Raw genomic sequence first — 23,435 nt, 5'->3', positions numbered from 1 at the left:
ATCACCAGCCGCGGCCGGCGAGGCCGTAGGAACAGGGCACGTGTGTGCTCGTGACCATGGAGTCGACATGACCGAGCTTCCTCCTCCGATCACGCCTTACCTCGAGCCGGCCGCGAAGGAGCTGTGCGAGGCGACCGACCCGCACCCCCGGATCTACGAGGTGCCGCCCGAGAAGGGCCGTGACATCCTCCTCGGCCTGCAAAGCGATGCGAGCGTGCCGCGCCCGGAGGTCGACGAGGAATGGGTCGACGTCGACGCCGGCCAGTGGGGCACCGTCCGCACCCGCATCATCCGCCCCAAAGGAGCCACCGGGCCCCTGCCCGTCGTCTTCTACATCCACGGCGCCGGCTGGGTCTTCGGCGACGACCAGACCCACGACCGCCTCTTCCGTGAACTGGCCGTCGGCGCCGGTGCCGCCGGCGTCTTCCCCGTCTACGACCGCGCACCCGAGGCGAAGTACCCCACCCAGGTCGAGCAGAACTACGCCGTGGGCCAGTGGGTCCTGAAGAACGGCGCCGACCACGGCCTGGACACCTCCCGCATCGCCGTCACCGGCGAATCGGTGGGCGGCTGCATGTCCACGGTCTTCGCCCTGATGAACAAGGAACGCGGCGGCATCGACCTCAAGGCCCAGTGCCTGCTCTACCCGGTCACCAACGCCGACTTCGACACCCCCTCCTACCTGCAGTTCGCCGAGGGCTACTACCTCACCCGCGACGGCATGCAGTGGTTCTGGGACGCCTACACCACCGACCCCGCCCAGCGCGCCGAACACCACGCCTCCCCCCTGCAGGCCTCCCTCGACCAGCTCAAGGGCCTGCCCACCACCCTGGTCATCACCGACGAGGCCGACGTCCTGCGCGACGAGGGCGAGCAGTACGCCAACAAGCTCCGCGAGGCCGGCGTCGACGTCACCTCCGTCCGCGTCCAGGGGATGGTCCACGACTTCCTCCTCCTCGACAGCCTCCGCGACACCCGCGCCGCCAACGTCGCCCGCAAACTCGCCGTCGACTTCCTCCACACCGCACTCCACAACACCTGACACGCACCCGTGCTTCTCTGCGCATGAAGCACAAAGCCGGGCCTGCCGACGCGATCACGATGTCGGCAGGCCCGGGCTGCGTTTCGGCCGGGCCGTCGGTGCGGGTCCCCGCTCTGCGAGATACCCCACACACCTCGATGTTTACGATGCCTACATTCTTGCCCTAATGTGAGTGGTGCACACATCGTAAGCGATCGAGATGGAAGAGAGACCGGGATGACCAGCGAGCTGTTCTCGCCGTTGACCCTGCGCTCCGGGCAGGTACTGAAGAACCGGATCGCGAAGGCGGCCATGGAGGAGAACATGGCCGGCGACGGCCAGCTCCCCGACCGGCAGCTGATGTCGCTGTACAAGCACTGGGCCGCCGGCGGTACCGGGCTGCTGATCACCGGCAACGTGATGGTCCACGCCGAAGCCCTGACCGGCCCCGCCGGAGTCGTACTCGACGAGAATGCGCCCCTGGAACCCTTCGTGGACTGGGCGAAGGCCGCCAAGGCCGGCGGGGCGGCGATCTGGATGCAGATCAACCACCCCGGCCGCCAGGTGGCTTCCGACATGCCCGGCGTCGTCTGGGGTCCCACCGACATCGGCGTCAGCCTGGGCAAGCACAGCAGCCGCTTCGGCAAGCCCACCGCCATGACCCCCCAGCAGATCCAGGAGACCGTGACGCGGTACGCGGTGACCGCGCGCCGCGCCGAGGAAGCCGGCTTCGACGGCGTCGAGATCCACGCCGCGCACGGCTATCTGCTGTCGCAGTTCCTCTCCCCCCTCGTCAACAAGCGCACCGATCAGTGGGGCGGATCGCTGGAGAACCGGGCCCGGATGCTGCTGGACATCGTCCGCGCCGTCCGCGCGGCCGTCTCGTCCTCCTTCGCGGTTGCGGTGAAGCTCAACTCCGCCGACTTCCAGCGCGGGGGCTTCGACGCCGACGACGCCCGCCAGGTCATCGAGATGCTCGAACCGCTCGGCGTCGACCTGGTCGAACTGTCCGGCGGCAGCTATGAGAGCCCGGCCATGACCGGCCGCCCCGCCGACGACCGCACCCAGGCCCGCGAGGCCTACTTCCTCGACCTCGCCAAGGACCTCGTCACAACCAGCCCCATCCCGCTGATGCTCACCGGCGGCATCACCAAGCGCGCGACCGCGGACAAGGTCCTCGACAGCGGCGTGGCGGTCATCGGCATGGGCACCGCCCTCGCCGTCACCCCCGACCTGCCCGCACGTTGGCGCCAGGGCCGTGAGGCCGAGCGTCACATGCGTCCGGTGACCTGGTCCGACAAGGCCCTCGCATCGGCCGCCAGCATGGCGCAGGTCCGCCACCAGATGCGCCGCCTCGCCCGCGGCAGCAGCCCCAAGCCCGGCACCCACCCGGCGATCGCCCTGATCTCCGAACGCCGCAAGCAGCGAAGGGCCCTGCGCAACTACCGCTCCTGGCTGTCGAAGTACCAGGCAGCGGCCTGAGAACGGCCGATGGCGCCCCAGCGCGCAGCCCGCCCCCGTTACGCGCGGGGCGCCATCGGCTTTGCCTTCAACCACGTACGAATTGCCGACTGCTTCAGGCGGCGTGCCGTCAAGATCAACTGGATGGCACCAGCTCACCCTGGAAGCGACAAGGGAGCGTCTGCGGCGCGCGGCGCTTCGTCCGGGCTGCGAGGCGCACCCAGTAAGCACAGGCGGGATCCAGAGACCGTCCCCACCCGGACAGAGGGAGCGCGAACATGGCGGAACCGATCAGCCTCGGCGACCAGGAGGATCCGGAAGATCCCGCAGCAGAGGATCCTGCACATGCGCCCGGCGGCCGTGCCGTGCCGTACTGGCACAACGTCCAGCACCTCGGGGGGATCCGCGCCACCTCGCCGAAAGCCTCTGCGACGGCGTCGGGGCTCCCGGATCATGACTACGCCCTCGATCCGGACGTGGAGGAGCAGTGGCCGGGTGCCGGTGAGGAATCGGGTTCCGCCACCACGATGGATCCGGTCTCCGGCGAACCCGGTGGAGAAGGTCCGCTCGAACCGGCATTCCTGCCCGGAGCTGTGACCACCGTGTGGTCAAACATCCTCTCCACAGCATTCCGCCGACTTCAGGGAGGCCGATAGGAAGCCGTGTACGGACAAGAGCGTCCGTACACGGCGTTGCCATCGCGGCTTTCCGGCAGCGGAGACGCTCTCGGGGGGAACCAGCCAAAGAAACACGTGAAGGTTTCCCCTCAGGATCCGTCAGATCACCCCACCCCGTGCTCGCGTCAACGCCTCGGGCAGAATGGGCGCCTGGCTGGACTCCCGGGCATCGAGGCGTGCCGAGATCGTCCGCCGGCCCCTCCCCCGGCTGAAAGGGGGGCTTCTCGCTATGCCCGCTCGGCGTCGCGACGGACCAGCCCGGCCCGTAAGACGTTCAGGGCGCCCGCCGTGTCCGCGAGCACGGTGCGGCGGCATGAGACGCAGCGGAAACTCTGGTCACGTTGCGGATCCTGCGATCCTCGTGCTCGATCAGGTCGTGCAGGGCCGTGTCGAGGGCCGTCTTGTGAGCATGCTCCAGGCACTGGCGGCGGATGCCGGGTGCAGTGCAGCGTGGCGGCCTCCCGCCGACCGGGCAGGCAACCGTCAGGGGCTCGCCTCCCGTGGTGGCCCTGCGCCGCCGTGGCGAAACAGGGCTCGCCACAAATCCACTCGCGCGCAACCGTCCCGATGCCGCTTCCGACCGCCTCGAATCACCTGTCCAGCAGGTTGAATTCGGTGCGGCAGTCCTGACCCTCCCCCCTCGGCGCACCCCGGTGCCGCAGACACTGAAATGCCCCTGCCATCGCCCCGAAAGCCATCTGCAGAATCCCCACACACCGTTGTTGACGGTGCATACATCGCACCCCTACAGTCATGTGTACACCGCTTACATGCCTAGTGAAGGAGCCCCCATGTCTTCAACGCAGAAGGACACCCTCAAGGTCAACCTGGGCAGCCGTGAGGTCACGGTCCCGAAGGGCGGCCTGTACGACCGGTACCGAATGAACCCCGACCTCGACGCCATCGCCCGCGACCCCCGCGTCAGCAGTGTGGACTTCTTCCGCCGGCTGCCCAAGATCAAGGTCGACTCGCCCATCGGTCCCACGCTCACCCCGAACTTCTACTACACGATGTCGAGCGCCCGGCTCACGATGATCGCGCCGACCCGTGCGATCCGCAGCCGTCTGCCCGAGGACCTCTGGCCGCTGGAGATCGTGCCGGGCCTCGGACTGATCTCGGTCATGTTCTTCCGCTACGACGTGTGCGACATCGACTTCTACACCGAAGCGGCCGTCGGCATCGCCGTCAAGCCCGCGCGGCACGGCAAGCTCGGCTTCTTCGACCTCGTCACCGGCCTGAAGAACGAGCACCTCGACGCCTACGTGCTGTCGCTGCCGGTGAACACCGACATCGCGCAGGTCCGCGGCCACGACGGCTACGGCTTCCCCAAGTGGGTCACCGAGCTCGACGTCGACATCGACGACCACCGGACGACCGCCCGCGTGGCCAACGACGCCGGCGGAGTCGATCTGTCGCTTCTGGCGACCACCCCGGCCCAGCGGGCCTACCCGAGCGGGGAGCGCGTCGGTTCGCTCACCTCGTACACGACGATCAACGGCGCGTGGCACTCCACGCTGAACCAGACCAACGTGCTGAACGCCGGCACGACGCGCAGCAGCAGCGGCATCGCCCTTCAGCTCGGTGAGGGCCGCATGTCCGACGACCTGCGGTCGCTGAAGCCGAAGCGGACCATCCAGTTCGACGTCATGACCGAGGGCCAGGCCGCCCTCCACATGCCGGTGCCCACCTCGGTCCAGAGCCGGAACAAGTAGCAGCAAGCAACAAGGAGTCCTGCCATGGTCACCGATCACGCCACCCGCACGAAGACCGCCCGCGGCCCGGCCCTGCCCGCGTCCCTCACCCCGGCCCTGCTCACGCGGCTGACCGCGCGGGTCTCGGCCGCCCCCGATGCCGCACGGGTCACCACCAACGCCCCCTACACCGGCGTTCCCCTGGCCGACCTCCCCGTCTCCACCCCTGCGGACGTCGAGGCCGCGTTCGGGCGGGCCCGGACCGCGCAGAAGTCCTGGGCAGCCACTCCGATCGCGGAGCGCAAGCGGATCCTGCTGCGCTACCACGACCTCGTCCTGGCGCGGCAGGACGAGGCGCTGGACCTGATGCAGGCCGAGAACGGCAAGACGCGCCGTGACGCCTACCTCGAGGTCCTCGACATCGGCATCGTCTCCCGCTACTACGCCCGCACTGCCGCCAAGTACCTCAGCCCCAAGCGTCGCCGCGGCGCGATACCGCTGCTCACCCACACCACCGAGCTGCGCCACCCCAAGGGCGTCGTCACCGTCATCTCGCCGTGGAACTACCCGCTCAGCATGGCCGCCAGCGACACCATCGCGGCACTGATGGCCGGCAACGCCGTCGTGCAGAAGCCCGACACCCAGACCGCCCTCACCGCCCTGTGGTCCATGAACCTCATGTACGAGGCGGGCCTTCCGGCCGATGTCTGGCAGATGGTGATCGGACGGGGCAGCTCCATCGGCGGCGCGCTGATGGACAACGCCAGCTACATGATGTTCACCGGCTCCACCTCCACCGGTCGCCAGATCGCGAGCGACGCCGGCAGGCGCCTCATCGGCGCCTCCCTGGAGCTCGGCGGCAAGAACGCCATGATCGTCCTGGACGACGCCGACATCGACAAGGCCGCCGAGGGCGCCGTCAACGCCTGCTTCCCCTCCGCCGGCCAGCTGTGCGTCTCCATCGAGCGCCTCTACGTGGCCGAGTCGATCCGCGACAAGTTCGTCGCCGCGTTCGTCGCGCGGACCAAGAAGCTCAAGATCGGTGCCGCGTACGACTACAGCATCGACGTCGGCAGCCTCACCACCCCGTCCCAGCTCAAGACCGTCACCGCACACGTCGCCGACGCCGTGTCCAAGGGCGCCACCGTCCTCGCCGGCGGCAAGGCACGCCCCGACCTCGGGCCGCTTTTCCACGAGCCGACCATCCTCACCGACGTCACTTCCGACATGACGGTGTACGACCACGAGACGTTCGGCCCCGTCGTCTCCCTCTACTCCTACCGCGACGTCGATGAGGCCATCGCCATGGCCAACGCCACCGCCTACGGCCTCAACGCCAGTGTCTGGTCGGGCAACGGCGCGCGCGGCCGGGCCGTAGCCGCCCGCGTCCACGCCGGCACCGTCAACGTCAACGAAGCCTTCGCCGCGGCCTGGGGAAGCATCGACGCCCCCATGGGCGGCATGGGCGACTCCGGGCTCGGCCGCCGTCACGGCGCCGACGGCATCCTCAAATACACCGAGGCCCAGACCGTCGCCCACCAGCGCATCCAGGGCTTCTACCCGCCGTCCCGCATCAGCCCCGAGACGTGGGCCACGCTCCTGACCAGCGCTCTGAAGGTCATGAAGGCAGTGGGGGTCCGCTGAACTCCGGGCACTCCGAAGCCGCCCGTCACATCCGTAAAACTCCGCCTGGTCCACCGCCGCGCCACGCCGTCGGTGGGCGGGACGAGTACCGCGACTGCGTAGCTATGGCGCCGGCCGGTCGTGGTGCGACTCAGTTCGCCTTGCTCTTCCCTGTCGCGGCGAGCCAGGCTCGGTAGCTGCGCAGGGCACTGCGCTGCTTGCGGCGTTCGGAGATCAGTGCGAGCAGGGGGCTGGTGTCGGGCTTGGTGTTGCGTCCGCGGGCAAGGCGGCGCATCTGGTGCCGCACCCTGGCCATGCCGGCGGTTGCGGCAAGGGCTTTGTCGGACCAGGTCAGCGGTTCCATTGTGCGGCCGGCCTCACGGTAGTCCCACCAGCGCCGGGGGAGGTCGGGGGGTGAGGGTGAGGGCGGTTCCCATGCCGACGAGCGCCACACCGTTGTAGAGGACGCGCTCTGCGGTGACGCGGCGGTTGATGCCGCCGGTGAGCATGAGGGGCAGGGGGCTGGTCTTGACGAGGTCCTTGGCGAGGTCGAGGAAGTAGGCCTCGCGGGCCTGGGTGCGGTCGTCGGCGGGGCGGCCGGTCATGGCCGGGCTCTCATAGCTGCCGCCGGACAGTTCGACCAGGTCGACGCCGAGCGGTTCGAGCATCTCGATGACCTGGCGGGCGTCGTCGGCGTCGAAGCCCCCGCGCTGGAAGTCGGCGGAGTTGAGCTTCACCGCGACCGCGAAGGCCGGGAAGACGGCGATGCGGATGGCGCGGACGATGTCCAGGAGCAGACGGGCGCGGTTGCGCAGCGATCCGCCCCACTGGTCGGTGCGCTTGTTGACCAGGGGGAGAGGAACTGCGAGAGGAGGTAGCCGTGGGCGGCGTGTACCTCGACGCCGTCGAAGCCGGCCTTTTCGGCGAGGTGGGCTGTGATGGCGAACCGGGTCACGGTGTCGTCGATCTGCTGGGGGTCATGGCGGTGGGGCGGCCGAAGCGGCTGCTGTGCTCGCCCAGGGACACGCCGATGTCGGACGGCCCCCAGGCCACGCCGGGCATGTCGGCGGGCACCTGACGGCCGGGGTGGTTGATCTGCATCCAGACCATGCCTCCGCCGGACTTGGCCACCTTCGCCACTCGGTGAAGGGCTTCAGGGGCGTGTACTGGTCGAGTACGACTCCGGCGGGGCCGGTCAGCGCTTCGGCGTGGACCATCACGTTGCCGGTGATCAGCAGCCCGGCGCCGCCGACGGCCCAGCGTCGGTGGAGGGTGAGTATCCGTCCTCCGAGGAGTTGGCCGTCGTCGGCCATGTTCTCTTCCATGGCCGCCTTCGCGATCCGGTTCTTCAGCACCTGCCCGGAGCGCAGGAGCAGCGGGGAGAACAGCTCATCGGCCATCCCTGTTTCCCTCTTCCCTTTCGATCATTTAAGATGTATGCACCGTTCACATTAGGGCGCGATGTCGGCACCGCAAACATAGGGAAAGAGAGTGTGACCCATGCCACAGGCCAGTGCGTATCATCACGGTGACCTGCGGGCCGCCTGTCTGCGGGCGGCACGGGAACTCCTGGAGGAGGACGGCAGCGCGGCCCTCTCGCTGCGCGCGGTCGCCCGCAGGGCCGGAGTCTCGGCCACGGCCCCCTACCGTCACTACGCGGACCGCGAGGCGCTCGTCTCCGCGGTCGCCGCCGAGGGCTACCGCGAGCTCGCCCAGCATCTGACAGCGGCCCACCCCGCCCCGTCGACCCCCGACGATCTGGCCGCCGTCGCCACCGCCTACGTCCGGTTCGCGCTCGACCACCCCGCGATGTTCCGCGTCATGTTCGCCGAACCCTGCGACCCGACCAGCGAGGAACGCGTCGCCGCGACCGCCGCCATCTCCGCGTACGTCCAGGGCATCGTCCGCGACGCCTTCCCCGGGGCTGAGGACACCGGTGCCCTGTCGACCACCGTCTGGGCCCTCGTCCACGGCCTGGCGTTCCTGCACCTCGACGGCAAGCTCGACGCCTCCACCCCCGAGGCCGTCGCCGACCAGGTCCGTTCCTCCGTGATCGCCCTGTTCACCGCCTCCCCCGTGATCCAGAAGGCGGCCGCGGCGAGCTGACCGCCGGAAGTGAACACGACCGCGTCGCGTCGTCGGCCGAGCGCGGCGGGCAGCTCGGCCAGCGCGGCGACGGCGCCCTCCGCGAACGCGGCCCAGGTTCCGCCCTCGGGGCTCGGAGTCCTTCATCCAAGCCATCAGGGCATGGTCGAACAGGTCCTGCACGGACCGCTCCTTGTCGGGTGCGGGAGCGTAACGGGCCAGCAGGGCGAGGTGGTCGTACTTGTTCCAGCGGGCGTCCTGATGCAGCGGCCCCTGGAATCCTGCTGCGTCGGCGGCGATGCGGGCGGTGTCGCGCTGGCGGGTGAGGGTGCCGGCGACGAGGTACGGGTCGCGCAGCCCGCGACGGGCGAGTTCCTGGCCGACGACGGAACCCTGAGCGCGGCCGAGGTCGGACAGGACGTCGTAGTCTCTCGCGGCGAAGGACGCCTGGCCGTGACGGACGAGGCAGATGAGGGGCATGGGGGTGCTCCTGTTAGGCGATCACGGCGATCCGGAACAGGCCGAAGACCTCGCAGAAAGACCAGTTCTCGGCGGAGAGACCCGTCCGGTCGCAGTGCCGTTCGACGGTCTCCGCGCGGGTGAGCATGCCGGGCAGGTGACTGGGCTGGGGGCGCATCGCCCGGGCCATGCGGCTGTCGTCGGCCTGCACCCGGTAGGCCATGGCACTGCCGAGGTCCATCAGCGGGTCGACCAGGGTGGCCAGTTCCCAGTCGAGGGCTCCGGCGACCTGGAGGGTCTCCTCGTGGAGGACGAGGTTCTCAGGGCGCCAGTCGTTGTGGACGACGCAGAGGGCGGTGCCGTCGGGCTGGTGGTCGGCCAGCCAGGCCGTCACGTGCCGGAAGCCGGGCGTGTTCCAGATGCGGGCCTGTGCGTAGTGGCGGGTCCAGCCCTCCACCTGCCGGCGGACGTAGCCTTCGCCCTTGCCGAGGTCGTCGAGTCCGGCCGTTGCGGGGTCGACCCGCTGCGGGTCGGCGAGGGTGCCGACGAAGACCTCCGACAGTGCCCGCGCCCTGCTGGGTGACAGGGCCATGCCTTCCGGGAGTTTTCCGCGGAGGATGAGTCCGGGCACCTTGCCCATGACGTAGAAGTCGGCGCCGATGACGTCAGGGTCCTGGCAGAGCGCCCGGACGGTGGGGACGAGCGGGAAGACGGGTTCCAGCGCCTTTTGGACGCGGTACTCACGGGCCATGCCGTGCGCGGAGCCGGCCTTCTTGCCCGCCGGCCGGCGGCGCAGAATCAACTCTGTTCTCAAATGCGGGTAGTTCAGCAGGTAGGCGAGGTTCGATGCGCCGCCCGTGAACGGGGCGACTTCGGGGCCGGGGTCCGTAAGGCCGTCCATCTGCGGCGTCAGCCAGGCGCGGACGCCTTCGACGTCGAAGGCGTCCATGGCGTGAATCGCGCTCTGGTCGGTGGCGATGTAGCCAGGGAGGAGGGTGGTGACGGCGATGGGTGTGGGGTGACGGTCATCTCGGCCCGGATGCCTTCGGCGAGGGCGGACAGGCCGGCCTTGCTGGCCGCGTAGGTGGTGAGGTTGCGGGGAAGGCCGCGCAGGGCGCTCATGGAGGAGACGACCACGAGGTGCCCAGAGCCCTGGGCGCGGAAGGTCTCCATGATGGCCTCGCACTGCACGAGGGCGGCGGTGAAGTTGGTCCGGGCGGTCTGCAGGTTGGCGTCGAAGCGGCCGGTTCCGATCGGTTTCCCTTTGCCCAGACCGGCGTTGACGATGATCCGATCCGGGCCGTCCAGGTCTTCGCGCAGCGCGTGGAAGGCGTCGAAGACCTGCTGCTGGTCGTTGACGTCGAGGCTGCGTACGGACACCTTGATGCCCGGGTGTGCGGCGAGGAGTTCTTCGCGGAGCGCTTGCAGGCGATCGGTACCAGGACGGCTTGGCGGGACGTGCCCGAGCGCTATGGTCCGTGGGCAACGCTGCATACGCGTTTTCGCAGATGGGCGGCAGACGGGGCGTTCGACCGGATGTTACGGGCCGCGTAGGCGAAGGCGGACGCGGCGGGCGACATCGAGTGGCTGGTGTCCGTCGATTCCACGATCGTCCGGGTCCACCAGCACGCGGCCGGTGCCCGAAAAAGGGGCTCCGCGACCCGGCCCTCGGCCGGTCCAGAGGCAGCCTGACTAGCAAGATTCACCTGGCTTGTGACGGCAGGGGCCGTCCGTTCGCCTTCGTCGCCACAGGCGGCAACACCAACGACCGCACCCGGTGCACCACTGTGGTGGAAGCGATCCGGGTGCCCCGCCTTGGCCCGGGACGGCCCCGCACCCGGCCTGATCACGTCCTGGGCGACAAGGGCTACATCTCGAAGGCGATCCGCGCCTGGCTCCGCCGCCGAGGTATCCCGCACACGATTTCCGAGCGGGCCGACCAGGTCGGCAACCGGGCCCGGCGCGGCAGCCGCAGCGGCCGCCCGTCGGCCTTCGGCTGCGAGGCCTACCAGCGGCGCAACGTCGTGGAACGCTGCTTCGCCCGCCTGAAGCAGTGGCGCGGGATCGCGACCCGCCACGACAAGACCGTCCAGTCCTGCGAAGCAGCCGTCACCCTCGCCTCACTCCTGATGTGGGCGTGACATTTGACGACAGAACCTAGGGGTTTAGAGGCCCTAACAGAAGCTGTTGATCATGTGACTGTCTGCTTGGCTGCTCGTTGGTCTGTTCGTGGCGAAGAGGAACTCCCGGCCGTGGATCGTCTCGGACGAACTGTGGTCGCTGGTCGAGCCGTTGTTGCCGGTCCCGGCGCCGAAGCTGGTGGCGGGGCGGCCGCGGGTGCCGGACCGGCAGGCTCTGTGCGGGATCCTGTTCGTCCTGCACACCGGCATCCAGTGGGAGTACCTGCCCCAGGAGCTCGGATTCGGCTCCGGCATGACGTGCTGGCGACGGCTGGCCGCGTGGAATGAGGCCGGTGTCTGGGACCGGCTCCATGCCATCCTGCTGACGAAGCTGCGTTCGGCGAAGCAGCTGGACTGGTCGCGGGCGGTGATCGACTCCAGCCATGTCCGGGCTGCCCGCAGGGGCCCAAAAGCGGGCCCAGCCCGGTCGACCGAGGATGGTCGGGCAGCAAGCACCACGTCCTCGTCGACGGGCAAGGCATTCCGCTCGCGGTGTCGCTGACCGGCGGAAACCGCAACGACGTCACCCAGCTGTTGCCCCTGCTCGCGAAGGTCCCGTCCGTCGCCGGCCTGGTCGGCCGGCCCAGGCGACGGCCTGACGTGCTGTTGGCCGACCGGGGTTACGACCACGACAAGTACCGTCGCCTGGTCTGGGCTCAGGGCATCAAGCCGTTGATCGCCCGGCGCGGTGTCCCGCACGGCTCCGGCCTTGGTGTCTACCGATGGGTTGTCGAGCGGACGATCGTCTGGCTGCACGGCTTCCGGCGTCTCCGAGTCCGCTGGGAGCGACGTGACGACATCCACGAGGCCTTCCTCGGCCTCGCCACCTGCCTCATCACCTACCGACACGTCCAGCGCCTTTGTTAGGACCTCTAAGAGCGCCTCGGCACGCCTTGGCATGCCTTGGTGCGAAGAGCCGCAGGAGGCAGCGCCGGCCAAGCCCATGGGTCGCCTCGCCGGTCCCGGGGCTTGTCTCGGCCGCCAGGTACACCTCCAGCGCGCCCTCGCTTCCCCGGCAGACACGGCCCCGACTGACACAAAAGGGCCGGGGGCGGTTCACGCGGTGAGCGGTGAAGTCCACTCGGCGGCGGGCGCGAGGGCTCGCGTCGCGGTGAATCGGAGCAGGAGCATGCGCAGGGAGGCCGATGCAGAGAAGGACAGCGACTGCGTGAGGGGGCCATCGCGCGCTCCGTCAAGGAGGGCGCCCATCGCCGGCGGCGCGGGACATCGGATCAGCCGACTTCCCGCGCTGCCGCTGCACCGGGCGGGCCCGGTGCTACTTGAGCAGGTGGGCCGCCTCCACCTGCTGGAGGTGGATCACGACGTCGTACGACTCCGAGAGCCGGATCTGGGGGGCGTCCGCGATCCCGGGGTAGGTGGCGCCGATGTTCTTGACGGTGTGCGGTGCGGCGAGCCAGGCGCGGGCCGCCGCCGGGGCGTTGCGCAGATCCACCACGAAGTCGCGGTACCGCACCCGGTCCAGAGTGTGCTCGATGGTGCCGGGCGCGGCCGGGCCGACGGTGAAACGGTGGACGGCGCCGTCTGGGCCGAAGGCGTTGAACGAGCCGCGGTCGAAGGTGAGTCCGACACTCAGGTAGCCGGCGCCCAGCTGTTCGCGCAGGAAGTCGCCCTGGACCTTCGGGTAGGCGCCGGGGATGTAGGTCTTGAGGGCGATGTGGCCGTTGTGGGCGGCGAGCATGATCTTGTCGCCGGTCTGCCGCTGCCACCAGGCGATGTTCTCCGCCATGATCCGGTCGCGGTAGAGCATGATGTCGGGGATGTCCTGGGGGTCGTCCCAGTCGAAGGCGAACAGCGTGGTCATCTGGTGGATCGCGGTGGCGTGCTGGACGGCCCAGGCGTGCGCGTCGGCGTCGGCGCCCGTGGCGGGCCGCTGCTTGAGCAGGTCCACCGCCCGGCCGGTCCGCTCGGCGAGCTCCTTGCGTTCGGCCATCGGCTTCGACAGGTAGTCGTTGACGTACGTCTCGGCGTCGGTGGCGGGCCGCAGGCCCCGGTACAGCTCAGTGAGCTGCGGGGTGAGGTCGGGGCGGGCCGCCACCGCGTAGGCGCTCACCTTGTCGTACAGCTCCGCGCCGGCGAACCCGCCGTCGTCGCCGACGAAGCGGACCGGGTCATCGGGGTGCTTGACGTTGTACGCGCGGATCCACTGGAGCAGATCCCGGTACTCGGCGTTGTTCCACCACCGGTAGGTGCCCTGGAACTCCTCGTCCATGATCTGCTTCAAGTCGCCCTCGCCACGCAGGAGGTAGGCATCGAGCCGCAGTCCGGTGCTCCACGGCGCTTCGAGGGCGAAGGCCCGAAAGCCCTTCTCCTCCACCAGGTACCGCAGGATGCGGTGCTTGACGGTGAAGAACTCGTGCGAGCTGTGGGTGGCCTCGCCCAGGCCCACCACCCGGGCGTCGCCGACCATCCGGCCGAACGGGCGCAGGTCGGCCAGACCGCCACGGGGCTCGGTGGTGCGCAGCGGGTGCGCCACCCGGCCCAGGGCCGCCTCGGGAGAGCGGAACGCGGCGGCCACGGCCTCCTCCGGGCCGACGGGCGCGGCGTCGGCAGCGGAGACCGATGTGACGGCCGGGGCAGGTGGGGTGGCGGCGGAGGCGGTCGGGGCGAGGGCCAGGGTGGCACCGAGCGGGACGAGCAGGGCGGCGAGCAGGGCCTTGTGCGTGTTCATGGGCCCCACTCTCGCCGCGCGGGGGCACCCCGGACCATCCAGCGCGCCCCCCGACCGGCCCGGGAGCCAGCTACACCCATCGAGGAGCGGGAGGCTGGGCCCCCGGTCCCGGTCGTGAGGGGGAAGGAGGTCGTCTTGCTTGAGTTCAGGAGGTATCGGCGATCGGCGATCCGCTCCTGCCGCCCTCGGCCGGCTCCTCGCCCACTGCCCGCCGCTCGACAGCCGCCAGCCCAGTACGGCGGGGAAGGCGGAGCGTGGTGGGGTGCTGGCCGGACTACTGCGCCCCCTCCTCCAGCCTGATCCGGCCAGGACCGCGCCGCACCCCACTCGGCCGGTCCAACCGCGCCGCGCCTCCAGGGCCTGGGGTGCGCCTCCTCCGTGCCTGGGCGCGCCCCGTCGGCATCTCCCCTACTGCGTAACCGACGTCGACGCATCCGTGAGGGACCGCCTGTTCTCCAATCGAGCGGAAATCCTGTGATGTTGAAAGTGTCAAGTTGGTGAGTTCCCAAAAGGCGAAGCCGGCGGAGGGCCGCTCAGGGAGCGGCCCGGCACACCGCTGGCACCTGCAAAGTCCAGGCACGAAAGAGATCGTCCCTGCACCCCTGCCCTACCGGCCCCTACCGGCCCCTTCCGCCACCCGGCAGCCCCGAGGAGACAACGTGATCCCCCACAGCCGGCCCGTCATCAACGAGACCGACATCGCCGCCCGCGCCCGCGTCCCCCTCGCCACCTGGCAGCGCCACGACGCCCCCGGCCGCGGCAAGGGCGGCGGCCGCCGCGCCGACGACAGCGACTGCCCAGACGGCCCCAGGCCGGCCGTTCCGCAGCCACCTCCAGTGGAGACCGACTGATGCAGTGCCGAACCTGCAAGAAACCGCATGAGGGAGACACCTCGCAAGGGTGGAAGTGCACCCGCTGCGGCGTCCTGAACAACATGCCTCCGCCTCAACCCTCCACTCCCACGTGGCCAAGGCCGGCCAAGCCTCGAATACTCTCGCAGCGAGAGCTGTTCACCGTTGACGTCGAATGCCCCAAGTGCCATGCCGCGCCCATCACGGTCCATCTGCACTACGTAGTCCGGCAGTCCTGCCGACGGTGCGGCACTCCCCTCGCCGCCAACCGCAACCTCCTGCCCTACGACTTCGGAAGAGCGAAAGCAGAGTCCGAACGCCGGGTACAGAACCTCTACGGCTGCCTCGCCATCATCATCACGGCCTCATCATCGTCATCGTCATCGCGACCAACTGAGACGCGTGCACACACGTCGCCACCGACAGGACGCTTACCTGCGCATGCCGTACCGGCGCGGGCTGCCGCCGGCCCTACAGAGCCGCCCCGGTACCAGGGCCGGCCGGACCACCGCCGAGACGACGTCGGGCGGGCCGAGGCTCCGTCGGCGGTACGGGAGCGGGGGCGGCTGTCCACTCGCCCGCGGCGGCGCGCTCGGCGGCGGTCAGGGCACGCGGGTCGCGGGCGGTCCGCTCGGGGATCTCAGGGCCGGGGCCAAGGGGGTCGGCGTCGTGAACGGCCCTGCGGGTTCGGCAAGGCCGCCTACCAGCGCCGCAACGTCGTAGAACGCTGCTTCCATCAGCTCAAGCCGTGGCGCGGCCTCGCCACCCGCCACGACAAGCACCCCGACCACTGCCTCGCCGCCCTCACCCTCGCCGGTGCCCTCACCTGGCTCGACACATGATCGACAAGGAACCCCCCAGGCGCCCTCCCGTCCTGACCAAGCCAGGGGCCAAAAGACCCGCAAGTCTCGTGACCGAGCTCAGAAGTGGCTCAAGTCCCTTCCCAGACCGGTGCCCCAGCGCCACGATCAAATCTGCCATCGACCAATGGCACGAGACATCAGGGGGATCCGAGCATGAAGATCACGAAGTCCGGCCTCTCCGCGTGCGCCGTCGCCGCGCTGCTCGCCGGCGCGGTCGCCTGCACGAACGAGGGCGGCGGCACGGCCGAGCGGACCACGCGGACGACCGGCGCGGTCTGCGCGAACGGCACGTACACCTGGTCCGACGTCGACGTGCGCGACGTGCTGACCGGCGTCACCGAGAAGCAGCAGCTGGGCAAGGGAGGCGGCGCACTGACGCACGAGCCGGCCCCGCTCCACGTCCCGGCCACCGCCGTCACCTTCGAGAAGGGTCCCCGGGTCGACGCGAGGGCCGTGCTCCGCTCGCTGGCGGCCCGCGTCGGGGAAGCGGACGCCGCCGAAGGCGATGACCACGAGTTCACCGATGTCCACAGGCCCGCCCCGGATTTCCGGTCCGACGCCACCAGCGTCGACGGCGCCGGAACCTTTGTGGAGTACGCCTGGGTGCACGAGGTCGGTGCCGACTTCCAGTACTCCTGCGGCGACGGCCGGCGGGCGGCGGGCCATGCGGTCGGCTGGACCGTCGACGGCTCGGGCGTCCTGGAGTGCTCCACCCCGGTCACGAACGCGAAGGCAGGGGAAATGGCCCTGGAGGCGGCCCGTCTGTCCTGCGGCCCTGACTCCCCTGCCGCCAGGGCGAAGAGGGCTTAGGGGCTGTCCGAGAGGTCGCGCCGGACCAGGCCGCACGGCCGGGTTCGGTGGGAATGATCAGACAGGCCCTGGCGTAGACGCGTCCGTCGCGGTCGGGGGCGGCCTCGGTGAACTCCCAGTCGGCGATCACCAGCGGGACTTCGACCGCGAAGTGCAGGGTGCTTGCCCCGGGACCATGCGTGTGCTCTGCACGAGGAGGGGCCCGCGTGCTGCCGAAGTCCAAGGTCATTCTGTACGCGGCGATCCGTCGTGACGGGCGCGCCGGCGCTTGCGGCCCCGCCGGGCCCTGGTGCACGATCGGCCGATGTTCGAGTTGCTGCCCGGTGTCGGGGTCGTCCTGCCCGGCGACACGGGCACCCTCCGCTTCGGGGCGGACGAGCGGACGGCCGCCGAGGTCCTGGCGGGGCTCGGTCGCGTCCGGGCGCTGCCGGAAGCCCCCTGGATCCACACCGCCCGCTGGGGTGACGTCGAGGTGGCCGCCCACGCGGACGAGGCGGACCGGGTCGCGGCCAGGCCCGGCGAACCGCCACTGCGCTCCGTCGTGCTGAGTCGCGGCGGGTCGGCGTCGAGCGGCCCGGGCGGCACACCCGTCGTCCTCGGAGACGTCGACCTGTTCGGCTACCCGGCCGCCGAGGTGCTGGAGGCCCTCGGCGGCCACCGGCCTCCAGAGCTGGAGATCCGGCCCGCTGACGGGCACGGCTACCTGACCAGCGTTGCCCTGCACGCCACCCCGCCGACCGCGCCGGCCGGCCGCCGTGCCCGGGCTGCGGCCGAGGCGGCCGAGGTCGAGCGCGCCTTGGTCGAACTCGAGCCGCTGTGGACCACGGAACGCGACCAGTGGCAGTTGCTGGAGACCGGCGGCGGTCACCTGCCCTGCCGCCGGGGCGATCCGCAGACCACGCTGCTGATCTGCGACGAGGCCGTGGCCCGACGGGTCACCGCCGCGATGCTCGCGGCCGGCGTGGAGGTCCTCCCGGAGCAATTCTGAGACGGTCCGGCGTGGGGGCCATGGTCTGTCATGGCTTTCGGTCTCCGCCTCGGCACTCTCGCACGTGGCGGCGTGCGGCGGAGGTCGTCAGCCCCCGACGTGGATACCGGGGCGGCGTGCGGGGTCGGGTTCGTGGCTGCGGATGATCTCGCGGGTGACCGGAGCGGTGTCTCCGCGTCCCAGGAGGAAGTAGCGGACCATGTGCACCAGCGGGCTGCCCTCGGCCCAGGCGAAGTAGCAGTGCGGCTGCACCCCGGTGGCATTCCGCAGTGCCAGCAGGATGGCGGCGATGGCGTTCGGCGCGGCCGGCGCGGCCGCGCGCAGGATCCGGTAGCCGTCGACTTCGGCGCCGTGGACGGTGAGGGTGTCGCTGAAGTCGGAGGGGTCGACCACGTCGATCTCCAGGAAGATGACGTCCGCGCGGCCGGGTACCGGGTTGATCCCGCGCTGTTCGCGTTCCTTGTCGCTGTACTCGGCGACGTCACCGGTCTGCCGACGGTTGGCGATGATGTTGATGGCACCGTCATGGGCGAGGGTGTCGTCGATGAACCGGCGGGCGTCGTCGTCGAAGACGATGCGGTCGGCTCGCAGCTCGGTGGTGCGCGAGACACGCGAGATCAGCGACACGATGATGATCCCAGCGATGAAGAAGGCGGAGATGACGATTCCATCGGGCTTGTCGATGATGTTGGCGACCAGGGCGTAGAGCAGGACCGCGGTGAGCAGGCCGAAGCCGACGGTGGTGGCGCGCCGACGGTGGCGTGCGACGGAAACTGTGACGGCGAAGGCCCCGGAGACCATCATGGCGAGGATGCCGGTGGCGTAGGCGCCGGCCTGTTCGTCGACGTCGGCGTTGAAGGCGATCGTGATCGCGATGCACAGCACGGTGTAGACGATGACGACGGGGCGTACGGCGCGTCCCCATTCGGGGGCCATGCCGTAGTCGGGCAGGTAGCGGGGGACGATGTTGACCAGTCCTGCCATGGCGGAGGCTCCGGCGAACCACAGGATCAGGATGGTGCTGATGTCGTAGACGGTGCCGAACGCCTCCCCGACGTGCTCGTGGGCCAGCCACGCCAGGGCGCGGCCGTTGGCGGCTCCGCCCGGCTCGAACAGGTCGTGCGGGATGAGGAGGGTGGTGACGAAGCTCGCGGACAGCAGGTAGACGCTCATGATGAGCGCGGCGGTGGTCAGCAGGCGACGGGTGTTGCGGATCCGTGAGCGCAGCCGCTGCTCCTCGTCCGCCCCCTCGGCCGCGATCAGCGGCATCATGCTCACCCCGGTCTCGAAGCCCGACAGACCCAGGACCAGCAGGGGGAAGGCCAGGAGCGCCGGGCCCATCAGGTCACCGAAGCCGCCTCCGTTCGCGGCGAGGGCGTCGGTCCACCCTGACCAAGCCCCGGGGGTGGTGAACACGTGGACCAGGCCGACGCCGATGACGATCGCGTTCAAGGCGAGGAAGACAGCGACCAGGGGGATGGCCACGCTGACCGCTTCACTGAACCCGAGCAGGAAGACGCCTCCCAGGACCAGGAGCAGCGCCACGGTGAGGGCGACCTCGTGCCCGTGCAGCGCGGACGGGAAGAACGGGTTCTCCACCACGTGCACGGAGGCGTCCGCTGTGGAGAGGGTGATCGTGATGATCCATGAGGTGGCCACGAAGCCAAGGAGGACCAGGACGAACAGCTTGCCCCACCAAAACGGCAGCAGATCCTCCAGCATCGCCACCGACCCGGCACCGTGCGGGCTTTCCTTCGCCACCCGTCGGTACATCGGGAGCATCCCAAGCAGGGTCAGCGCCACGATCAGCAGCGTCGCCAGCGGCGAGACCGCCCCTGCGGCAAGAGCGGCGATCGCGGGCACGTAGGCGAGGCTGGAGAAGTAGTCGACGCCGGTCAGGCACATCACTTTCCACCACGGGTGTGGTTCAGCATGGCCCTCACCCGAGGCGGGTCCCACTGGCTGCACCTTGTGTCGGAGCATCCACTGCGACAGCCTGCCAGATGGCTGAGCCTGCAGAGCGGGGCTGTCCACCACCTCCGGCATACCCGGCTGGTCCCTGTCTCTCATGTCCCCCATCAACCCTTTCCGGCCTGTGCAACGCACCCGTGCGACGGCCACCGGTTCCGGGCCGCACGACGATCATCGGGTATGAGTCAGCCGCCGGCGCGGACCGGCACCGAACAGACGGGCCACCTTGCCCGTGCTGCCCTTGTGCCCGGCACACCAGCCCACATCCCGGATGGGGTCCCCGATCTCAACATGCCCGCGTTTCAAGGCAGAGTGCCCACGCAATGAGCCGTGCCATCCGTTCAAGAACTCCGTGCCCGGAGGCCACCACAGCACTTCTCGACAAGCCCCGCCCCTCAGTAATCCTTACGCATCCTCAACGCCAGGGCGGCGCGGGCGGGGAATGAGCACGAGCGGTCTCCTCCAGTCGTCGGGCTGACAGCGCTGCGCCCCCGACGTCGTGCGGGTGTCGGCGGGGCGCAGCAGGTGGTGCGGGCGGGCTATGCGGCGAGGCCGTGGGCCGTGCGCGCGGGGTGCTCTCCGGGCGTGGGGGCGCTGTGGCCCGGCCGGGGGCGAGGCCGGCTGCTGCTCGGGGGCGCCTGCCAGGTGGGGGCCGATCAGGTAGCCGATCAGCAGCCCGCCGATTTCGAGATCCCCGACGGCGAGGAACCCGTGCTGAACGTCACGGGCCTGCCCGGCGACGGACACGACTGCTCCACACGGACCACAGGCCAAGATCACTGACGCGAAACGCCGTCAAAACTCGGGTTCTGGCTCACTTTCCGTGGAGCGTGCACGCTGGGTGACGGTTGTCGGACGATCGGGTCCTGCGGAAGTTGCCCGGACCTGATCTGTACCGGATGCCGTCTGGCTGGCAGTTCGGCCGGTGGAAGAAGTAGTGCTCCGGCTGGAGGAGTTACTGTTCCCGTCGATCGCCGACGTGACGGTGTCGTCGGTCGACGTGAACGTCGAGGAGGTACGAACCGAGGCCCAGGGCACGGTAGCTGGGTCCGATTGCCCTGGCTGTGGGGGCTGGTCGCGGCGGATTCGCAGCTCCTACCTGCGCTTCCCGCTGATGTGCCCAGCGGAGGCAGACGAGTCGTCCTCTGCCTGCGGGGCCGCAGATTCCTCTGCCCGGTCATCTCGTGTGGGCGCCGGACCTTCGCCGAGCAGCTGCCGGGGCTGACCCGTCGGTACGGTCGGCGGACCGAGCGCCTACGGTCGACGCCGGCCGCGATCGGCCTCGCGCTCGCCGGTCGGGCCGGTGCCCGCCTGGCGAGTGTTTTCGGCGTGTCCGTCAGCCGCAGTGCGGTGCTGCGGCTGGTCGAAGCGCTGCCTGACCACGAAGTTCCGGCCCTGCGGGTGATCGGCGTCGATGAGTACGCGACCCGCAAAGGCCGCCACTACGGGACGGTCCTGGTCGATGTCCAAAGTCGGCGGCAGGTGGACCTGCTCCCCGGCCGGGAGGCGTCCAGCCTGGCCGCTTGGCTCGCGAAGTGGCCAGGGGTCGAAGTGGTCTGCCGAGATCGAGCACTGTTCTTCGCCGAAGTCGCTGCCGCCGGGGCGCCCAAACCGGTGCCGGTGGCGGACAGGTGGCATCTTTGGCACAACCTGAGCAAGGCCGCGGAACGGTGCGTCGCAGACCACTGCGGATGCCTGCAGGTCCTGGCGTCGGATCCCGCCCAGCACGTACCCCCGAGCCGGAGAAGCCCGAAGATCTCTCCGGCTCGCCCTGGCCGAGGGGACACCGCTTCGTCGACCGTACCCGCGTGAACCACACCACCGTCCACGAACTACTGGCCGCCGGGCTCAGCCGGCGGGCGAGCGGCCGCCGTCGCCCCGCGTCGTCGCCGGATGGATCCTCCGTCGGCCGGAAACCCTCACCGAGACCGAGCACCTTCGGCTCAAGGCCATTCTGATCCACTGCCCTGAAGTCGAAGCCCTCACCGGCCACGTCCGCTCCTTCGGCCAGATGCTCACAGAGCGCCAGGGCGAACGGCTGCCGCAGTGGCTCGACGCCGTCCGGCGCGACGACCTCCCCAGCCTCCACACCCTCACCGCGGGCATCGAACGTGACCGCGACGCCGTCATCGCCGGCCTCACCCTGCCCTGCGACTCCGGCGTCGTCGAAGGACACCCCCCTGCATCGCAAGCCGGCACGGGCTTGGCTTCCACGGCCCGCCCCAACAGCCACACCACACCCGGCACCTCGATCGAAATGATGGGCCGTCAGAGGTGGTTCACGGTGACCGCGCTGTCCGACCAGAGCCAGTTCACGGGTGAGTACTGCTTCTTCAGCGCGGTGCGCTCGCGCCCGTAGCCCTTCAGCGTGGTCTCCACCGCCGCCGCCAGGTCGTCCAGGTCCTGCGGCACCGGCACCCGCAGCAGCAGGCGCTGCTTGCGGTGTGCGAGGAGCAGCTCCCCTGCGGGTGTGCACTCCAGCAGGGCAAAGTGGACGAGGGACTTGAAGGGCTTCTCCGCAGTGGGCATCCGGGCGCGCAACACCCCGTCGGCGCTCCACGCGTACAAGCCGTAGCGGTTGAGATGGAAGGCACGGGCACGGTACGGGTCGGCGACGACGGTGAAGTCGAAGCCGGTGAACGGGCTGTCCTCGCGCAGGTGCAAGCCTCCCAGCCGGCCTTGCAGCACCCCGCGGTCGTCGACGAGGGCGAAGCTGAACTCCTGCCCCCGGTTGGTCGAACGGTAGGTCTTCCCGAACACCGGGACGACGAACAGGTCGTCGCCGAGCGCTGCCGGGCGGGTCATCGTGGAGTCGAGGTAGCCGTAGAGGCTGCCGCTGGTCCCCGTGAGTTCCGACAGGGCCTCGGTCAACGAGGGCGAGGGGCGGTTGCCGCGCCCCACCGGCTCGTCGCCGTATCGCACGTGTGCGTACGAGTCGGTGTCGCTCTGGTGATCGGTGCGTGCGTCCAGGGTCGCGATGGCGCGCAGCACGGGCTTGCGGCCCGGGCCGAGGGCAATGCCCGGTTCGGAGACGGCGACGATGTTGGCGTGGGCGCCGGCCCAGTTGCTGAGCCCGTACTCGGAGGTCATGCACAGCAGCCGACCGGCGGGGGTGACGGCGATCGACGCGGCGAACGGATCCTCCTCGGGATCCTGCCGCTTCTCCCAGCCCCAGGACATCGGCCAGGAGGCGAGGACCTCGTTCAGGTCCGGGGACAGGAGGTGGGTGCTGCCGGGCTTGGAGCTGACGGCGATCGCGCCGTCCGGGAGGACGGCCAGGGTCGTCCCGTCGCGCTCAGGTATGGCCGACGGGCCGCCGCCCGGAACCGCCTGTCCGAAGACGGCGGTGGCGGTGGGCTTTCCGTCGGACCCGTGGCGGGTGATCAGCTGGTAGCCGAAATCCTGCTCGGCGGGGTCGGTCGAGCCGGCTGCACGCCCGCGGTAGCGGCGCAGGCCGGTCAGCACGTAGGTGTCGCCGGCCGCCGTCGCCACCGCGTGATCGACCCTGAATCCCCATCCGCCGACTTCGGGGTCGAGATGGTGGACGTCCAGCAGGGACGCGGGCGCGGTGATCGGCAGCAGTGTCATACCGGCATCCTCTCCCCTGCCACTGACATCACGCTCAGTCAGCCCTCCACGGAAAGCGAGCCAGAACCAAAACCCGTGAAGCCTCATCACCCCAGAGCTCGCTGACCGCCTCTCCAACTGGTCGACAAGCGCTGTCACTGAAGGCGGACGAAGCCAGGGACCTGTTTCCAGCACCTCCCAGACGTGGAAGTGCTTCTGGACGACGGCTGCCTCGGGCTCCGGCGCGACCACCCCGGCCAGGCGATCACGCCACCCAGTAAACGAACAAGATCGCTTTGCCGCACGTACGCGCCGCCAGAGAAGAGGTCCGGCACAGACGCTCGTCGAAGCGCATCACCGTCGAGCACGCCCTCGCCGACCACAAGCGCGGGAAACGGCTGACCCGATGGACCCACCGGCGTGAAGCTCGGCCCGACACCCACCGGGCCATCGCCGGCCTCGCCTCCGGCCGCACCGCCCACGCCTGAACACGACCCCG

General features: G+C 69.9%; 18 protein-coding genes and 5 pseudogenes. 14 read left to right on the top strand and 9 right to left on the bottom strand.

Annotated features, from left to right (window positions below):
* The first annotated feature begins 67 nt into the window (after positions 1-67).
* The 5 genes from ACFYUZ_RS35630 to ACFYUZ_RS35610 all read left to right on the top strand — a co-directional run bounded on the left by ACFYUZ_RS35630 (position 68) and on the right by ACFYUZ_RS35610 (position 6,494).
* Positions 68-1,042: an alpha/beta hydrolase gene (locus ACFYUZ_RS35630; protein ID WP_389316328.1), complete on the top strand. Its 975-nt coding sequence runs from the start codon at positions 68-70 to the stop codon at positions 1,040-1,042.
* Positions 1,043-1,258: 216 nt separating this feature from the next.
* Positions 1,259-2,503: an NADH:flavin oxidoreductase/NADH oxidase family protein gene (locus ACFYUZ_RS35625; protein ID WP_389316327.1), complete on the top strand. Its 1,245-nt coding sequence runs from the start codon at positions 1,259-1,261 to the stop codon at positions 2,501-2,503.
* Between the two features lie 257 nt (positions 2,504-2,760).
* Positions 2,761-3,138, top strand: a complete 378-nt coding sequence (locus ACFYUZ_RS35620) for a hypothetical protein (protein WP_389316326.1) — start codon at positions 2,761-2,763, stop codon at positions 3,136-3,138.
* A gap of 812 nt (positions 3,139-3,950) precedes the next feature.
* Positions 3,951-4,871: an acetoacetate decarboxylase family protein gene (locus tag ACFYUZ_RS35615; RefSeq protein WP_389316324.1), complete on the top strand. Its 921-nt coding sequence runs from the start codon at positions 3,951-3,953 to the stop codon at positions 4,869-4,871.
* Between the two features lie 24 nt (positions 4,872-4,895).
* Entirely contained in the window at positions 4,896-6,494 is a 1,599-nt protein-coding gene (locus tag ACFYUZ_RS35610) for a succinic semialdehyde dehydrogenase (protein ID WP_389316323.1), read from the top strand.
* A 130-nt stretch (positions 6,495-6,624) separates the two neighbouring features.
* Here the strand turns inward: ACFYUZ_RS35610 and ACFYUZ_RS35605 are convergent, their stop codons facing one another.
* The 3 genes and pseudogenes from ACFYUZ_RS35605 to ACFYUZ_RS35595 form a co-directional block, all read right to left on the bottom strand.
* Positions 6,625-6,837, bottom strand: a complete 213-nt coding sequence (locus tag ACFYUZ_RS35605) for a hypothetical protein (RefSeq protein WP_389316322.1) — start codon at positions 6,835-6,837, stop codon at positions 6,625-6,627.
* Between the two features lie 13 nt (positions 6,838-6,850).
* Positions 6,851-7,428: pseudogene (locus ACFYUZ_RS35600) on the bottom strand (hypothetical protein).
* Positions 7,425-7,613, bottom strand: coding sequence for a hypothetical protein (locus ACFYUZ_RS35595; protein ID WP_389316321.1), 189 nt, complete (start codon positions 7,611-7,613; stop codon positions 7,425-7,427). The pseudogene ACFYUZ_RS35600 and the gene ACFYUZ_RS35595 overlap by 4 nt, the downstream one beginning before the upstream one ends.
* 360 nt (positions 7,614-7,973) lie before the next feature.
* Between ACFYUZ_RS35595 and ACFYUZ_RS35590 the strand changes: the two genes are divergently transcribed.
* A complete protein-coding gene (locus ACFYUZ_RS35590; RefSeq protein WP_389316320.1) occupies positions 7,974-8,579 on the top strand; it encodes a TetR/AcrR family transcriptional regulator in 606 nt (201 codons plus the stop codon).
* Positions 8,580-8,846: 267 nt separating this feature from the next.
* On the opposite strand, the pseudogene ACFYUZ_RS35585 reads toward ACFYUZ_RS35590, so the two are convergent.
* The 3 genes and pseudogenes from ACFYUZ_RS35585 to ACFYUZ_RS35575 form a co-directional block, all read right to left on the bottom strand.
* Positions 8,847-9,038 (bottom strand): annotated as a pseudogene (locus ACFYUZ_RS35585) (histidine phosphatase family protein); the annotation flags it as partial.
* A 13-nt stretch (positions 9,039-9,051) separates the two neighbouring features.
* Positions 9,052-9,966 (bottom strand): phosphotransferase family protein, encoded by a 915-nt coding sequence (locus tag ACFYUZ_RS35580; RefSeq protein ID WP_389316318.1) that lies wholly within the window; start codon positions 9,964-9,966, stop codon positions 9,052-9,054.
* The gene (locus tag ACFYUZ_RS35575) at positions 9,927-10,511 is read right to left on the bottom strand and encodes an SDR family NAD(P)-dependent oxidoreductase (protein WP_389316317.1); all 585 of its coding nucleotides are present in this window, start codon (positions 10,509-10,511) and stop codon (positions 9,927-9,929) included. The genes ACFYUZ_RS35580 and ACFYUZ_RS35575 overlap by 40 nt, the downstream gene beginning before the upstream one ends.
* On the opposite strand from ACFYUZ_RS35575, the pseudogene ACFYUZ_RS35570 reads away from it, so the two are divergent.
* Together ACFYUZ_RS35570 and ACFYUZ_RS35565 are read left to right on the top strand one after the other, a co-directional pair.
* A pseudogene (locus ACFYUZ_RS35570) lies at positions 10,440-11,158 on the top strand (IS5 family transposase); the annotation flags it as partial. The gene ACFYUZ_RS35575 and the pseudogene ACFYUZ_RS35570 overlap by 72 nt on opposite strands.
* Positions 11,159-11,246: 88 nt before the next feature.
* Positions 11,247-12,064: pseudogene (locus ACFYUZ_RS35565) on the top strand (IS5 family transposase).
* A gap of 409 nt (positions 12,065-12,473) precedes the next feature.
* Here ACFYUZ_RS35565 and ACFYUZ_RS35560 read toward each other — a convergent pair.
* The gene (locus ACFYUZ_RS35560) at positions 12,474-13,886 is read right to left on the bottom strand and encodes an erythromycin esterase family protein (RefSeq protein WP_389316315.1); all 1,413 of its coding nucleotides are present in this window, start codon (positions 13,884-13,886) and stop codon (positions 12,474-12,476) included.
* A gap of 659 nt (positions 13,887-14,545) precedes the next feature.
* Between ACFYUZ_RS35560 and ACFYUZ_RS35555 the strand changes: the two genes are divergently transcribed.
* The 3 genes from ACFYUZ_RS35555 to ACFYUZ_RS35545 all read left to right on the top strand — a co-directional run bounded on the left by ACFYUZ_RS35555 (position 14,546) and on the right by ACFYUZ_RS35545 (position 17,398).
* Positions 14,546-14,737 (top strand): hypothetical protein, encoded by a 192-nt coding sequence (locus ACFYUZ_RS35555; protein WP_389316314.1) that lies wholly within the window; start codon positions 14,546-14,548, stop codon positions 14,735-14,737.
* Positions 14,738-15,753: 1,016 nt separating this feature from the next.
* Complete coding sequence (locus ACFYUZ_RS35550) at positions 15,754-16,410, top strand: hypothetical protein (RefSeq protein WP_389316312.1); 657 nt, start codon at positions 15,754-15,756, stop codon at positions 16,408-16,410.
* A gap of 304 nt (positions 16,411-16,714) precedes the next feature.
* Positions 16,715-17,398: a hypothetical protein gene (locus ACFYUZ_RS35545; RefSeq protein WP_389316310.1), complete on the top strand. Its 684-nt coding sequence runs from the start codon at positions 16,715-16,717 to the stop codon at positions 17,396-17,398.
* A gap of 87 nt (positions 17,399-17,485) precedes the next feature.
* On the opposite strand, the gene ACFYUZ_RS35540 is transcribed toward ACFYUZ_RS35545, so the two are convergent.
* Positions 17,486-19,444: an amino acid transporter gene (locus ACFYUZ_RS35540; protein ID WP_389316362.1), complete on the bottom strand. Its 1,959-nt coding sequence runs from the start codon at positions 19,442-19,444 to the stop codon at positions 17,486-17,488.
* Positions 19,445-20,485: 1,041 nt separating this feature from the next.
* Here ACFYUZ_RS35540 and ACFYUZ_RS35535 point away from each other — a divergent pair.
* Complete coding sequence (locus tag ACFYUZ_RS35535; RefSeq protein WP_389316360.1) at positions 20,486-21,181, top strand: ISL3 family transposase; 696 nt, start codon at positions 20,486-20,488, stop codon at positions 21,179-21,181.
* 199 nt (positions 21,182-21,380) lie between these two features.
* Positions 21,381-21,728, top strand: a complete 348-nt coding sequence (locus ACFYUZ_RS35530; RefSeq protein WP_389316309.1) for a hypothetical protein — start codon at positions 21,381-21,383, stop codon at positions 21,726-21,728.
* Here ACFYUZ_RS35530 and ACFYUZ_RS35525 read toward each other — a convergent pair.
* Positions 21,638-22,957 carry a hypothetical protein gene (locus ACFYUZ_RS35525; protein ID WP_389316308.1) on the bottom strand — a complete coding sequence of 440 codons (1,320 nt, stop codon included), beginning with the start codon at positions 22,955-22,957 and terminating at the stop codon, positions 21,638-21,640. The two genes, ACFYUZ_RS35530 and ACFYUZ_RS35525, sit on opposite strands and share 91 nt — an antisense overlap.
* Positions 22,958-23,119: 162 nt before the next feature.
* On the opposite strand from ACFYUZ_RS35525, the pseudogene ACFYUZ_RS35520 reads away from it, so the two are divergent.
* Positions 23,120-23,424 (top strand): annotated as a pseudogene (locus tag ACFYUZ_RS35520) (hypothetical protein); the annotation flags it as partial.
* Positions 23,425-23,435 lie beyond the last annotated feature (11 nt).

It is taken from the genome of Streptomyces sp. NPDC004266 (assembly GCF_042874095.1).
Taxonomy (GTDB): Bacteria; Actinomycetota; Actinomycetes; order Streptomycetales; family Streptomycetaceae; genus Streptomyces.
Note: the sequence above shows the minus strand (reverse complement) of the source record. Positions and strands in the feature narration are given on the sequence as shown.